This window comes from Micromonospora sp. NPDC049044 (genome assembly GCF_040649215.1).
Lineage (GTDB): Bacteria > Actinomycetota > Actinomycetes > Mycobacteriales > Micromonosporaceae > Micromonospora.
Window position 1 is genome coordinate 210,532 of sequence record NZ_JBEZFA010000001.1, and the last position, 13,614, is coordinate 224,145.

Sequence of the window (13,614 nt, forward strand, 5' to 3'; positions counted from 1 at the left end):
GCGCTTGTCACGCGCGCCGCGGTCCGACCACGTCAGCCCAGGTACTTCTCCCACGGGCCGGTGATGGCCAGGGTGAGGCCCGGGTCCTGCATGTTGACGAAGAGCACCCGGCCGTCGGCGGTGAACGTCGGCCCGCAGAACTCCGAATCGTTCAGCTGGTTGCGGGCGATCGCGTAGGTCGGGCCGCCCGGAGTCGTACTGAGCACGTGCGAGGCCCCGCTGCCGTCCTCGGCGAGCACCAGACTGCCCCACGGGGTGACCGACACGTTGTCCGGGCCGTCGAAGGTGAGGTCGTTGTACTTGACCGGGGTGCCCTCCTCCGACGCCTTCTGGTGCGGGAAGTACGTCACCAGCTGGATGGTCTGGGTCCGGAAGTTGTAGAACCAGACCATGCCGTCGTGCGGTGCGGCGTCGGCCGGCAGGTCACCCTCGCCCCAGGCGTAGGAGTTGACCACGTACACACCCTCGTCGGTGCTCCACACCCCTTCGAACTTGCGGCCCCGGGTGACCTGACCGTCGGCGAACTGCTCACGCACCGACGTGTGCCGCGCGTCGCGGTCCGGCACCTCGATCCACCGGACGGGGAAGGGACGGCCCAACTGGGCGGAGGTCAGGTAGGCGACGTCCGGCAGCACCGAACCGTCGTCCATGATGATCTGCATCGCGCCGAGAACGCCCGCGTTCGGGGCGAGGCGGGTGAGCACGCCGGGACCGATCTTGACGCCGTGCGGCGCCGACCAGCGGTAGAAGAGGCCGTTGGGCCCGTCGGCGTCCTCGGAGAGGTAGATGTTGGTGCGGTCCTTGTCGATCGCCAGGGCCTCGTGCGAGTAGCGCCCCAGGCACTTGATCGGCCGCGGGTCCGCGCTGCCGTCGGCCCAGACCTCGAAGACGTAGCCGTGGTCCTTCTGGTAGGTGCCGGTCCGGCCGGCCTCTTCCCACTCGTCGCCGGCCCGGTCCTCGGTCTCCTCGCAGGTGAGCCAGGTGCCCCACGGGGTCGGTCCACCGGCACAGTTGGAGATGGTGCCGGAGAGGGCGACGAACTCACCGAGGTTCCGGCCCGCACGGTCCGTCTTGATCACCGTGCAGCCGCCGGCGTCGACGGCGCCCGCGTCGTACACGGTGCCCTTGACGTGCGGAACGCCGAACTCGGCACCCGGGTCGATCTCGTGGTTCTGGATCAGGGTGTAGCGGCCCTGGCCGGCGTCGTACACGGCCATGCCGTCGTGGTCGGCCGGGGTCATGCCCTGACCACTGTCGAGCCGGGTGACGCCGGTGCGGGTGACCACCGTGTAGCTGAAGCCCTTGGGCAGGGCCAGGATCCCCTTCGGGTCGTCCACGAGCGGTGGGAACGGCACGGGACCGCCCTTGACCGGCGGGTGCGGCCGGCCGGGGCTGGCCTGGGCGAGGGACGGCAGCCCACCGGCGACGGCAAGGCCCACGCCGGCGGCAGCGCCACCCGCGAGGAAGGTACGACGGGAGGAAGGCACTCGAATCAGCTCCTGGTCAGGGTACGTGCGACGGCTGACAGCCAACTCCTGCGCGCAGACACCGACACGTCGCCTGAGGGTTCGAGAGATGACATCGGAGTTAAGAATCACTGCCGCTCCCCCGCCGTGACGTCAGGTTCCGGAGGTCTGGTACCCCTGCCACTGCTCGACCCCGGTGAGCGGAACCGGTACCGGCCGCCGCACCACTGTCGTCAACTCGATCCGCTGGCCCTCGGCGGCCGACCGGAGCAGGGCGGTCATCGTCTCCAGCACGTGCAGCGCGACGTCGCCGCCGGCCCGCGCCGGACGCTGCCCGTCGGCGTTCACCAGGTCGATCAGGCCGATGCCGCGGGACGACTCGACGTAGCCGGCCCGCGGTTCGAGCACGCGCCACTCGGTGCCGCCGAGCGGGAAGAGGCGAACCTCGCCGTCGAAGTAGTTCGGGTCGGGTACGGCGAGCGTGCCACCCTCCCCCCGGACCTCGATCGGCGCGGCCGTCGTCGTGACCCCGTCGAAGCTCGTGGTGATTGTGGAGAGCGCGCCGTTGGTGTGTTCGAGCACGCCTGTCACGTGGGTCTCCACCTCGACCGGGATCCGTTCACCGGTACGCGGGCCCGAGCCGATGACCCGCTCGTCGCGCAGCCGGCTGGCGGCTCCGACCACCGCGCGCACCGGCCCGAGCAGGTGGATGAGCGCCGAGATGTAGTACGGCCCCATGTCCAGCAACGGGCCGCCGCCCGGGGCGTAGTAGAAGTCGGGGTTGGGGTGCCAGCGCTCGTGCCCGGCGGTGACCATGACTGCCGACGCGGACATCGGGCGTCCGATCAGGCCGTCGTCGATCGCGGCCCGCGCCGTCTGCGTACCAGTGCCCAGGACGGTGTCCGGCGCGCACCCGACGCGTACGCCGGCCGACGCGGCCCGGTCGATGATCGAGCCACCGTCCGGGAACGTCACGGCGAGCGGCTTCTCGACGTAGACGTTCTTGCCGGCGTCGATCGCGCCGAGCGAGATGTCGGCGTGCGCCGCGGGGATGGTCAGGTTGAGCACCGTCTGCACGTCCGGGCGGGCGAGCAGCCGTTCGACGCTCATCGCCTCGGCGCCGGGGATCGTGGCGGCGACGGCGGCCGACCGGGAGGCGTCCAGGTCGGCAAGTGCGGTGATCCGCACCGCGGGGTGGTTGGCGAGGGTGTCCAGGTAGGCGCGGGAGATGACCCCGAGACCTACGATGCCTACGCGGTGCGGGTCGCCCACACCATCCCCCTCTCGATGACGGTACGCACGCTCGCGTGCTCCAGCACGTCCACGCTGTGTCCCGGAGTCGTCACGACGATGCGCCCGGCACCCCAGCGCCGGGTCCAGATCGCCGGTGAGGTGACCGGCCGGTGCCACGGATGCCACGCCTGGGTGGGGTGGGTCGTGACGGCCAGTACGTCGATCAGGTCGTCGTGCAGCACCCAGTACTGTTCGGTGACCAGGTCGAAATCCTCGATACCAGCGGTGATCGGGTGCTCCCGGCCGAGGTCGGTGACGTGCACCGTGTGCGGCAGGAAGTTGTCCTCCGCGCCACCGTGGCGCTCGCACGGCTCCTTGCCCGGATGGGTAGCGAACTGGCCACCCACCAGATGCAGGTACTCCGAGGACGCGCGGAACGAGTCAACGATGCCGCCGTGCCAGCCGGTGAAACCCGTACCGGCACTGACCGCCGCGCTCAGGCCCGCCGCCTGGTCGGCGGTGATCTGCGACATCGTCATGCACTGCACGACGAGGTCGGTGTCGGCCATCGCGGCGGCGTCGGCGTAGACCTCCGTCGACTCCTCGACCCGGACGGCATAGCCGCTACGGTCGAGGAAGGGGATGAACAACTCGGTCGCCTCGACCGGTTGGTGCCCCTCCCATCCGCCCCGAACCACAAGTGCTCTGCGCTGTGTCACCCTCGCTCCCTCCCACGGCCCACCGCCACCGGGCCGGCCGCTGCCGACCCGGCCACGTACCGCCGACACCCGTGCTTGTCGGGCACCGAAACCGTACCCGTGGTCGGCGCGGAAGCCGACCTTGGAGGTGTCCGGATTCCACTGTGGTCCATCCCCACCGGTGCGGGGCGAGCCCGGTACGCGAGGTGGCGACGACATGGGTACGGCCCGCGCAGCCCGGTGCTCGGGATGTGCGGGCCGTACCGGTGGCCAGGCGAGATGACTGTCAGACGGTCGTGCGCGACCACTGCTGGTTGGGCCCGGTGTTGCACGTGTACTGCTTGAGGACCACGCCGTCCGCTGTCGACGAGGCCGGTACGTCCACGCACTTGTTGCTGTGCCGTGCCCGCAACTGGAAGTAGCTGCCGTTGGCGACCATCTGGAACTGCTGGTTCGTGCCGCTACCGCAGGTGTACTGGATGAGTTCCGCGCCGTCGGCGGTCGACGCGCCCACCACATCGAGGCACTTTCCGCTGTGCCGGCTGACGATGCGCCAGTAGCCGCTGCCCGCGTCCTGGAACTGCCACTGCTGCCACGCGCTGCCGCCGTAGGTGTACTGGCCGACGCGCGCACCGTTGTCGGTGTTCGGTTGCTGGACGTCCATGGCCTTACCGCTGTGCCGCACGGTGACCCGGTAGAAGGTTCCCGTCGACGGCGGTGGCGTCGTCGGGTCGCCGCCGCCGATGGTGTCGCCCCAGCCGTAGCGGATCCGGTCCGCGCCGGAGGTGTTGCGGACGGTCAGGTTGAGGTCGGTGCCGCTGCCGCTGATGGCGTACATCGAGTACCAGTCGTAGCCGATGGTGCCGGTCTTGCCGCCGAGCGCCGGCCAGTAGGTGCCGCCCATCTGGTTGTCGCGCATGACCTGGGCCATGGCCCGGATGTAGCGCACGAAGTTGTCGGTGCTGCCCGCGTCGGCGTAGTTGCGGCCGTCGTTCATCGGTGCGCCGAACTCGGTGGCGACCGCGCGCGAGGCGCAGTTGCCCAGCCGGACCTGGATGTGGCTGCGGAAGGCGTCGTAGGTCATCGCGCCGTAGAAGAAGGCGTAGTAGTGGAAGGACAGCAGTGTCGCGTTGAAGCGGCTGTCGGTGCAGATGTCACGCAGGTCCTGGCTGAAGCCGGTGCCACCGATCAGCACCCGGCCGGGCACCGCCGAGGGGTGGGAGCTGAGCCAGTTGGCCGCGACGTTGCGCCACTCCGTCGAGCTGTAGCCGTGCGGCTCGTTCATCGGCTCGAAGTAGACGTTGGGGTTCGAGCCGTAGTTGTTGATCACCGTCGACCACATCGCGTTCCACGCGCCGAGATTCGTGATGCGGCCACCGGAGGCGGCGCCGTCCTCCCAGTAGGCGAGGATGACCTTGAACCCGCGCTCGCTGGCGGCGTCGATGGCTCCCCGGTACGCCTCCCACCACGCCGTCCCCACCGTGTGCGTGTTGATCGGCAGCCGGACGGTGTTGACCCCCATGGTGGCGGCCATGTCGTCGTAGAGGGCGTTGGCCTTGGCCCGCACCGTGGCGTTGCTGTCCGACGAGCTCAGGCCCTGCACGACGAGCGGGGTGGTCTTGAAGTTGTCGCCCAACACGGCCCAGTTCATGCCGCGGAACTGGTTGGTGGCGGCGGTGGCCGGCGACGACGCGACGACGATGCCAACCGTCGCCGTCATCGCGGCCACCAGGGCGATCACTGTCCGGCGCATCGACCGGCTGATCCGTTCCATGGGCTGTCCAATCACTAGATCTCGTCTCTCCGGGTTCGACGGGTGCGGAGAGGTCAGCTGGTCACGCGGAAGGTGGCGTCGGCGCGGCTCTGCGCGTCGGTGACCGGGTCGAGCCGGAGCAGGTAGGCGTAGTGCCGCAGGTAGCGGTCCGGGTGGCTGTAGGACTGGAACGACGTCCACGACGAGTTGGCCAGACCGGCGACCCGCCGGAAGGTGGCGTCGGCGGCGAAGGTGGCGGTGCCGTCGTTGGCCTCCAACCGGAAGTCGAACCCGTAGTGGCGCAGGTAGTAGCCCGGGTAGTTGACCGACTGGATGGACACCGTGCCGGAGCCGGCCAGGCCGGGCACCAGTCGCCACTGGCCGTCCTGGGCCGGGCTGGGGTTCGGGTCGATGCGGACGTCGTAGTCGTAGTGCCGGACGTAGCGGTCCTGGAAGTTGTACGACTGGATCCGGTTGACCGCTGTGGTGGGCCAGCGGGCGAGCACCCGGTCCTGTTCGGCGGCGGTCAGGTTGAGGATCGTCCCGTGCCGTTTCTTGGTGCCACCCATTGCGTACGAGCCGGACGCCGGGAGTCGGTAGCTGCCCGGGCTCGACGGGTTGGTGGTCAGCACCGGCAGGTAGCCGCGCCCGGAGGCGTACTGGTCGAGGTAGAGCACCCACTCGTTGCGGGCGTTGAACTTCATCCACATCGGGCCTTCGACCTGGGCGCCGGTGAGCCCGATGCCGGACAGGTTCCCCAGGCTGGTCCAGGTGCCGAGGATCGAGTTGCTGCCCTCGATGGCGATCTGGCCGTCCCGGGAGGCCCGGACGTACCGGTAGCCGCCCACGCCGGCGGGCACCTCGACGATCTGGGTGTCGATGATCTCTTGGTTACCAGGCCGGTCGATGTAGACCTGCGGGGTGGTGATGCTGCGGAAGTTCGCCGTACGCGCGTAGTAGATGCGGTGCTTGGTCGCGCCGTTGAGCGGTACGTTCGTCGCCCAATAGAGGACGTAGTCACCGGTGTCCGGGTTCCAGATCGCCTCCGGCGCCCAGGCGTTGCGTCCGTCCGGGATCGCACCGGCGACGTTCAGCAACCACGGGGCGGACCAGTTGACCAGGTCGGTGGACTCCCACACGACGAGGTTGCGGCTGCCGTTGTTGATCGAGGTCGACCAGTCCTGGCCGCAGCCGATGCACAGGTCCGTGGCGATGATCCAGTACCGGTCGCCGTTCGGCGAGCGGACCAGTGCGGGGTCCCGGACGCCGCGGGTGCCGACAGTGGACCGCAGGACGAGACCCCCGTTGTTGAGGTCGGTCCAGCGCAGCCCGTCGGTGCTGTGGGCGAGGTAGATCTGTTGGTCGGTGGACGACTCGCCGGTGAAGTGCGCCATCAGGTAGCCGACGGTCGGGTCGAGCGCCGCCGCCTGCTTCGGTGTCGCCGCCGACCAGGTGGTGAAGAGCAGGCACGCGGCCACCGCGACAGCACCGAGCCGCGCGAGGACTCTCGACATGGGTCATTCTCCTTCGCGGAGGGGCATCCGGGTCAGCTAGAGCGTCGGTACGACGGGCCGGATGGTGCCGTCGCTGTTGAACTCCATCCGGTCGATGGCGGTCTCCCGGTTGGTGCCGTTGCCGGCTGGGACGGCGAACCGGTGGTAGGCGATGTACCAGGTGTCAGTGCCGGGTGCCCGGACCACGGAGTGGTGGCCGGTGCCCCTGATGCCGACCTCGAGGCGCTTCTGCAGCACCACCCCTCGCCGGGTCCACGGCCCCAGCGGCGACGGACCGGTGGCGTACGCGACCCGGTAGTCCTCACTGCGCGTGTCGTTCTCCGACCACATGAAGTAGTACTGGCCGTTGCGCTTGAACACGAACGGTGCCTCGTTGTAGCCCGACGGGGTGACGACCCGCACCTGCGCGGCGTCGAAGGAGACCAGGTCGGAGTTCAACCGCACGGCCCGCCCGACGCCCTGCCCCCAGTACAGGTACGACTGCCCGTCGTCGTCGGTGAACACCATCGGGTCGATCGCCTGCCCACCGGAGAACTGGTCGCTGCGCACGAGCGGCCGCCCGAGCGCGTCGCGGAACGGCCCGGTGGGGCTGTCGGCCACCGCCACGCCCAGGTGTTTGGCGGTGTTGCCGCTGGCCGCGCCGCCACTGAAGTACAGGTAGTAGCGACCGTTGGCGCTGGCCACCGCGGGTGCCCAGGCGGAGTTGTCCGCCCAGGACACGTCCGGGCCGTGGTCGAGGATCACCCCGTGGTCGGTCCAGTTGACCAGGTCGGTGGAGGAGAACGCCTTGTAGTAGGTGCCGGCCCAGCTCGCGTAGCCGTCGGTGGTCGGGTACAGGTAGTAGCGGCCGTTGAAGACGGCGAGGTGCGGATCGGCGAAGAGGCCGGGGATCGCCGGCCCTTTGGTGGTCTTGGGAGCCCAGGGCGTGACGAGGCGGAAGGAGCTGTCGGCTCGGAACGCGGCCGTGTCCTGGTAGGCGTCGAGCCAGAGCGCGTAGTCGCGGTGCCGGATCCGCCGGTTCGGGTAGTTGTACGAGGCCAGGGCCACCGATCCGGCGACCGATCCGTCGACCGCGCAGAACGTGGCGTCGGCCCGGAACCCCGCGTCACCGGCGTTGCTGTCAATCCGGAGGCGGTAGTCGCGGTGCCGCAGGAACATCCCATTCTTGGTTTGGAACGAGTAGCAGGCAGGCGACGCCAGGCCGTTGACCACGGTGAAGGTGGCATCGAGCTTGACCTGGTTGGCGCTGCTGGCGCTCACCGGATCGAGCTGCCCGAGATAGTCGATGTGCCGCACGTACCGTCCGGACTGGTTGACCGCCTCCAGCGAGACGGCGCCGGTCGGCAGCGTGGCGGCCCGCGCCGGACCGTCGGCGACCACCACGACGGCCACGGCGGCCACGGCGGAGAGCACGAGGAGGGACCGCAGTCGCTTGGCCGATGCTCCGGACAGCGACGCCGCTGTCGTACGCCGTGGAACCACGAGTCCGCGCCCCTCTCCGCAAGATCATCTATGTTAGCGTTAACAACAGTGGCCTGTCTTCGGGCCCTGGCCTTTGGCGCTCTGGGACGGGGTGACCTGGCCGAACGTGACGTCGTTGAGCCGTCACGCCGCTACCGACACAATGTGTTCGGCTCGTTAAGTTCGCGTTGCGGACAAGTGTTAGCGATCGCATCTGCCAGTGTCAAGGGATCAACGTTGACCACTCCCCCCGAGCGCCTCGCGCCCCTGCACGAACGCGAGGCGGAGCGACGCACAGCGGGCCGAGCGCTGAGGCTGTCAGCCGGCGAAGGCTGAAGAGGTCAGCTCTGGATGGAGAACGTGGCGACGACACCGTTGTGGTCGGACCTGGTGCCACCGACGATGTCGTAACCGGTCATCCACATCAGTTGGTGTGCGGGCAGCCGCTTCCAGAAGTAGACGTAGTCGATGTGCCGGTTGCCGTGTGTCCCGGTGCCCTTCTCGCCGTAGAGGTTGTAGTTGGAGCGCAGATTCGGCAGCTCGTTGGCCTCGAAGACCTGCCACGGGAACTTCCCGTACCCGTAGCTGCGGTCGGCGCTGAAGTCGATGTTCAGGTCACCGCTCACGATGACCTGGCCCTCGTCCTGCTTGTTGACCGCCAACTCCTTGAGGCCCTGGAACTGCGCCTCGGCGCACCTGGTGCGCGGCAGGTCCTCGGGCCGGCCGGCGGTCTCGATGCCTGCCACCGCGTGCGCGTTGATCTGGGTCACGTTGCGGCCGGTGGCTCTGTGCCGGTACTTGACCCAGTTGTTGTAGCGCGCGGGCGGCACCTCGCCCGGGCCATTGGTGTCACAGACGAAGATGGAGCCCTTGTCGAGCACGTCGAACTTGCTCTTCTTGGCGATCAATGCCTCGCCGGCCTGGTTGGTGCCGCCTGGCGCGTACAACCACCAGCCGTTGTCGGCGGCCCAGTTCGCCAGGAACTCCTTGCGGGTGCCGACCTCGTTGAGTCCGACGAGGTCGGCCTCGGACGCGATCAGGCTCAGGTCGTGCGCGAAGTCGGCCTGACTCAGCCCGTAGTAGATGTTCAGGGTGGCCGCCCTGAAGGTCACGCTCGCGGCGGCCGCCGGGGCCGCCGGCAGCAGGGCCGCCGCCAGCGCGACCGCGCCCACGAGGGCGCCCACGGCGCGGGTCGACCACTCAGTTGGTCTACGCATCGATGTCCTTCCGCACGAACCGCCGTCGGTGGCGGCCAACGCACCCTATCGATCGGAGTCGACGCGACGCCGAACGTCCGGTTACCAGACATCGACCGCCCGAGTCGGGGATACGTGACTCCCCCGGTGGTGGAGCTAGGCGAAGGTGAGGCCGTCGGACCGGGCGCGCTTGAGTTCGGAGAAGGCCCGGCAGCCGGCCAGCAGGCGGGCGCCGTCGAAGACCCGGACAGCCTCCTCGCCACGGGGGATCGCGTTCAGTACGGGACCGAAGAAGGCCACGTCGTCGACGACGACAGTCGGAGTGCCGAGGTCCTCACCCACCAGGTGCTGTGCGCGGGCGGTGCTGGCCCGCATCTGTGGGTCGAGGTCACTCCGATGGGCGGCGTCGGCCAGGTCGACGGGAAGGCCGGCCTCGGCCAGTGCCAGCGGGACGACTCTGTCGAAGTCCTTGTCGCCGGCGTCGTGGATCCGGCGGCCGAGCGCCGGATACAGCCGGGCGAGGGCGGCGGAGCCGTGTTGCGCGGCTGCCGCCACGCACACCCGGGCCGGCCCCCACGCCCGGTCGTTGAATTCGCGGTACCAGGGCTCCAGCTCGCGGTGCTCGTTGACCACCGCGAGGCTCATCACCTCGAACCGCAGAGCGAGCGGCCGCATCTTCGCGACCTCCATGAGCCAGCGGGAGGTGATCCAGGCGAACGGGCAGGACGGGTCCACGTACGCCGTGACCACCGGAGTTGACGTTTGAATCGAGTTGTCTTCCACGGAAGACAATTTATCTTCCTTGGAAGGTAAGATGCAACAGTGGATGACGACCGGATCAACGAGATCGTCGGCCAGTGGGGCCGAGAGCGACCAGACCTCGACCCCACTCCGTTGCTGATCATCGGCCGCATCCAACAGCTGGCCGCCGCACTCGACGTGGCCCTACGGCCGCCGTTCGCCGCGGCGGACCTCGGTAACGGCGACTTCGACGTGCTCGCGGCGCTGCGGCGCGAGGGCCAGCCCTACACCCTCACGGCGGGCCAGTTGAGCCACCGGATGCTCGTGACCACCGGCGCGGTGACCAAGCGGGTGGACCGACTTGTCGCCCGCGGCCTGGTGTCCCGCTCGGTCTCGGCTGCCGACGCGCGCGGCAGAGTGGTCGGGCTGACTCCGACCGGCGTGACGGTGACCGACCGGCTCATCGAGGAACATCTGGCCAACGAGGCGGCCATCCTTCGCGGCCTCACCGACAGCGACCGCAGGACCCTTGAGCGCCTGCTCGCGGCGATCAATCGGACCCTGGACTCCGGAGATTCCGAAGCTGGGGGTGGGGGTCCGACCGGATGAGGGCCTCGGTCGTGATCGGCCAGTTCGCCGAATACCATGCCGCCATGGACGACACCGCCGGCGGCGTACGCATCAGACGCGCCGGCCCGGCCGACGCGACTGCCGTACTGGACATGCTCGACTCCGCGGTGGTCTGGATGAACGACCGCGGCAACACCGAGCAGTGGGGAACGAGACCGTTCTCGGAAATACCCGCTCGGGCCGAACAGGTCGATCGGTATCTGACCGAACACCTCCCCTTCGTCACGGAAGTGGGCGGGACGCCGGCCGCGGCCCTGGTGTTGGGCTCCGGACCCGATCCGCGTGCACCGATCACGCCTGCGGAAGAACCTGAACTGTTCGTCCGCCTCCTGGTCACCAACCGACGATTCGCCGGTCGGAAACTGGGATCGGCCCTGTTGGCCCACGCCGTGGCGGAAACCCGACGAGCCGGCGTGCGGTTGCTACGGGTCGACTGCTGGGCGGGCGGCGGAGGCGAGTTGGTGGCGTACTACGAGCGCCACGGGTTCACCCCCACCGAGACGTTCCTGGCCGGAACCTGGCCCGGGCAGGTGCTGGCCCAACGGGTCGGTTGATCCGGGCTCCCGGGTCAGGCGTCCCGACGCCCCACAGCCATCGCACACGACGCTAGGAGCGCTCGGCGGCGGCACCGGCAGGAGCACGCTCGCGGAGCATGGTCAGCAGCCCCGGAAAACGTTGTTCCACGTCGTCGTAGCGGAGGGTGAACAGCCGGCGGATGCCGTCGACTCGCGTGCTGATCAGGCCGGCTTCGCGCAGCACCTTGACGTGGTGCGACACCGTCGACTTGCCAATGGTGACGCCGGCCTCCCTGAGGATGTCGCTGCCGCATGCCCAGTCCCCGGCGGCGGCGAGGGCGCGCACGAGCGTGAGCCGTACCGGGTCGGCGAGCGCGCTGAGCACGACGTCGATCGTCACGGTCTCGATTGGGGGTTCGATCACCTCGGTCACGAGACGAAGCCTAGCCAGATCTTGCGAACAGTACGACTCTCGTCGTACTGTTCGATCCTTCTCGAACAGTACGACGCAGATCGAACATAGGACGGATCATGAAGGCGATCATCTACCGCGACAACGGCGGCCCCGACGTGCTCCAGTTCGTCGAGCGTGACCGACCCACGCCCGCACCCGGTGAAGTCCGCGTCCGGGTCGTCGTGTCCGGGGTCAACCCGACCGACTGGCAGGTCCGCGCCGGCACCACCCACCGCAAACTGTTCCCCGAGGTCACCCCGCACCTCGACGGCGCCGGCGTGATCGACGCCGTCGGTGCCGGGGTCGACCCCGACCGGGTCGGTCAGCGCGTCTGGCTGTTCATGGCCGCCGCCGGGCGGCCCACCGGCACCGCCGCCGAGTTCACAGTCGTACCCGCCGACCAGGCCGTGCCGCTGCCGGACGAGGCCAATTTCGATGTCGGCGCCGCACTCGGTGTCCCCGCGCTCACCGCACACCGCGCACTCACCGTCGCCGAGGACGGGCCACGCCGCCTGCGCCCGGGCGTACTCGACGGCGCAGTCGTGCTCGCCGCCGGCGGGGCCGGCGCCGTCGGGCACGCGGTGATCCAGCTCGCCCGATGGGCCGGCGCCACCGTGATCGCCACCGTCAGCGGACCGGAGAAGGCGAAGCTGGCCGCCGCGGCCGGAGCCCACCACACCATCACCTATCGCGAGGGCGACCCAGCCGCCGCCATCCGTGCCATCGCCCCGGACGGCGTCGACATCGTCGCCGAGGTGGCGTTGGGCGCGAACCTGGCTCTGGACCTGGCCGTGCTGCGCACCCGTGGCACGATCGCCACGTACGCCAACGTGGGTGGACATCCGGTCGAGCTGAACGTGGGTCAGAACATGCGGCTGAACACGCGCCTGCAGTTCCTGGTGCTCTACACGGCCGGCCCGCAGGTTCGCGCCGCAGCCGTCGAGGACGTCGCCGCCGCGATCCGGGACGGTGCCCTACCGGTCGGCGAGGAACACGGCCTGCCACTGCTCCGCTTCCCCCTGCGCCGCACCGCCGACGCTCATCGAGCGGTGGAAGCCGGAGCGGTCGGCAAGGTGCTTGTGGACGTCGCGGACACGACCACAGGGGTTTGCTGACAGGCGACACCGATGGTCGGGTTCGTGCCGGTGTGGTCCGGCAAGGGCTGGCAGCGGCGAGAGCCGACGGCTACCGTGCTGCCGTGACGGTGTGGGAGCTCTGGCGGCAGGATGACAACGGCAACCAGGTCCGGATAGGTGCCTTCCCTGATCGGGTGGAGGCCTTGGCCAAAGCCCTGGCGCTGGAGTCCGGGGTGGCGCACAAGCAGACCTACTGGGTCGACGGGCCACCCGACCCGGTCTGCCGCACCAACCGCGACCTCTACCGACGCGTTGTGGGAGAGGGCGAGCGCATGAACGCCTCCGGTCGCAGTCTGGAGGAGTTCCTCCGTGCGTGGCGGCAGGTCGCCCGGCCGCTGTCGGGTCAGGTCCGGCTGGACCTGGACACGGTTGCCGCGATGGTCACGGCGGCGGGCATCGTCGAGCCGGCGCCGCCGCAGGCCTCCTGGCGATCCGCTTCGTTCCGCTACGTGGACGAGCCGACCACGTACGCCCACTGGGAAGCGATCGTCCTGTCGCAGATCGCGGACCTGGCCGACTTCGCCGACCAGGGACCGCTCAACGAGCACCCCTATCTCGGCATTGACGCACCCCGTGCGGCCGGACGTGTGCGGGCCACGGGCCGCCGCTGGTACAACTTCGACCCAAAGGCGTATCTGGAATGCGGGATGGCCGGAGCACTGGGCGGTTGGAGCGAGGACGACGGCCTGCGGATACCGGTTCCCGGCCCCGTCGTGGCGTTGGTGGACGAGCCGGAGCCGGGCGATCACGAACTCGATTTCCTCGGCTGGGGCGACCTGGCGGAGCTGGCCCGGTGTGGGCAGGAGTACGAGTAGCA

13 protein-coding genes are annotated in these 13,614 nt (G+C 69.3%); 4 read left to right on the plus strand and 9 right to left on the minus strand.

Going from position 1 to position 13,614, the window contains the following annotated elements:
- Positions 1-32: 32 nt before the first annotated feature.
- The 8 genes from AB0B85_RS00935 to AB0B85_RS00970 form a co-directional block, all read right to left on the minus strand.
- Positions 33-1,487, minus strand: coding sequence for an alkaline phosphatase PhoX (locus AB0B85_RS00935; RefSeq protein WP_357402107.1), 1,455 nt, complete (start codon positions 1,485-1,487; stop codon positions 33-35).
- Positions 1,488-1,619: 132 nt separating this feature from the next.
- On the minus strand, positions 1,620-2,738 hold the full coding sequence (locus AB0B85_RS00940) for a Gfo/Idh/MocA family oxidoreductase (RefSeq protein WP_357402109.1): 1,119 nt from the start codon (positions 2,736-2,738) through the stop codon (positions 1,620-1,622).
- Complete coding sequence (locus tag AB0B85_RS00945; protein WP_357402112.1) at positions 2,717-3,418, minus strand: ThuA domain-containing protein; 702 nt, start codon at positions 3,416-3,418, stop codon at positions 2,717-2,719. Before AB0B85_RS00945 ends, AB0B85_RS00940 begins: the two co-directional genes overlap by 22 nt.
- A 265-nt stretch (positions 3,419-3,683) precedes the next feature.
- Positions 3,684-5,171: an RICIN domain-containing protein gene (locus tag AB0B85_RS00950; RefSeq protein ID WP_357402114.1), complete on the minus strand. Its 1,488-nt coding sequence runs from the start codon at positions 5,169-5,171 to the stop codon at positions 3,684-3,686.
- Positions 5,172-5,224: 53 nt separating this feature from the next.
- Positions 5,225-6,664 (minus strand): glycoside hydrolase family 43 protein, encoded by a 1,440-nt coding sequence (locus tag AB0B85_RS00955; protein WP_357402116.1) that lies wholly within the window; start codon positions 6,662-6,664, stop codon positions 5,225-5,227.
- Between the two features lie 36 nt (positions 6,665-6,700).
- Positions 6,701-8,077 (minus strand): family 43 glycosylhydrolase, encoded by a 1,377-nt coding sequence (locus AB0B85_RS00960; protein WP_357402118.1) that lies wholly within the window; start codon positions 8,075-8,077, stop codon positions 6,701-6,703.
- Between the two features lie 389 nt (positions 8,078-8,466).
- Positions 8,467-9,342: an endonuclease/exonuclease/phosphatase family protein gene (locus AB0B85_RS00965; RefSeq protein ID WP_357402120.1), complete on the minus strand. Its 876-nt coding sequence runs from the start codon at positions 9,340-9,342 to the stop codon at positions 8,467-8,469.
- 135 nt (positions 9,343-9,477) lie between these two features.
- Positions 9,478-10,104 carry a disulfide bond formation protein DsbA gene (locus tag AB0B85_RS00970; protein ID WP_357402405.1) on the minus strand — a complete coding sequence of 209 codons (627 nt, stop codon included), beginning with the start codon at positions 10,102-10,104 and terminating at the stop codon, positions 9,478-9,480.
- Between the two features lie 39 nt (positions 10,105-10,143).
- Between AB0B85_RS00970 and AB0B85_RS00975 the strand changes: the two genes are divergently transcribed.
- The gene (locus AB0B85_RS00975) at positions 10,144-10,671 is read left to right on the plus strand and encodes a MarR family winged helix-turn-helix transcriptional regulator (protein ID WP_357402122.1); all 528 of its coding nucleotides are present in this window, start codon (positions 10,144-10,146) and stop codon (positions 10,669-10,671) included.
- Between the two features lie 44 nt (positions 10,672-10,715).
- On the plus strand, positions 10,716-11,246 hold the full coding sequence (locus AB0B85_RS00980) for a GNAT family N-acetyltransferase (protein WP_357402124.1): 531 nt from the start codon (positions 10,716-10,718) through the stop codon (positions 11,244-11,246).
- 52 nt (positions 11,247-11,298) lie between these two features.
- Here AB0B85_RS00980 and AB0B85_RS00985 read toward each other — a convergent pair whose 3' ends face one another.
- Positions 11,299-11,640, minus strand: a complete 342-nt coding sequence (locus AB0B85_RS00985) for a metalloregulator ArsR/SmtB family transcription factor (protein ID WP_357402126.1) — start codon at positions 11,638-11,640, stop codon at positions 11,299-11,301.
- Between the two features lie 98 nt (positions 11,641-11,738).
- On the opposite strand from AB0B85_RS00985, the gene AB0B85_RS00990 reads away from it, so the two are divergent.
- Both AB0B85_RS00990 and AB0B85_RS00995 read left to right on the plus strand, forming a co-directional pair.
- On the plus strand, positions 11,739-12,776 hold the full coding sequence (locus AB0B85_RS00990; RefSeq protein ID WP_357402128.1) for an NADPH:quinone reductase: 1,038 nt from the start codon (positions 11,739-11,741) through the stop codon (positions 12,774-12,776).
- A gap of 83 nt (positions 12,777-12,859) precedes the next feature.
- Positions 12,860-13,612: a hypothetical protein gene (locus AB0B85_RS00995; protein ID WP_357402130.1), complete on the plus strand. Its 753-nt coding sequence runs from the start codon at positions 12,860-12,862 to the stop codon at positions 13,610-13,612.
- Positions 13,613-13,614: the final 2 nt, after the last annotated feature.